1 protein-coding gene is annotated in these 487 nt (G+C 23.6%); it reads right to left on the reverse strand.

What is annotated here, in order from left to right; genetic code table 11:
* Positions 1 to 340: two-partner secretion domain-containing protein (locus AWT72_RS08830; RefSeq protein WP_156413157.1), on the reverse strand; the 340-nt coding region annotated here is incomplete at its 3' end.
* Positions 341 to 487: the final 147 nt, after the last annotated feature.

Raw genomic sequence — 487 nt, forward strand, 5'->3', positions numbered from 1 at the left:
CTTTTAATTCACTTTTATTTTGCCCTGTAACGTCAAAAAGAGCAACCTTTGCTACTCCTTCCTTTAAATTTTTATTTCCTTCTACTGTATCATTTATTAATTCACTTCTAGAATCTTCATATTTATTATTTATTACTGCCCCATTTTTATCAACTGAAAAATCTTTAAATTTAGAGTGTGATACTCCTTTTTTAGTTGGTGTTGCTATATTTACTATTTTAGTACCATTTTTTTCTTTTAAATAGGCATCTGTATCTTTGTCTACTACTATATCTGCATGCAAAACTAAAACTGCTCCAAAGAATAGTGTTATTGGTAATACTTTCGATTTCGTTAACATAATATATCCTCCTAATTTTTACTTCTTTATAAATTTTATATTATATTTATATCTCGTTTTTCAAAAAATGCAAGTATTTTTTTAAAATATTTTTTAATTGTTGAATTTCTTAATGTTTGTTCATTTTTATATCAAAAAATTTTTTAA

Source organism: Oceanivirga salmonicida (assembly GCF_001517915.1).
Classification (GTDB): domain Bacteria; phylum Fusobacteriota; class Fusobacteriia; order Fusobacteriales; family Leptotrichiaceae; genus Oceanivirga; species Oceanivirga salmonicida.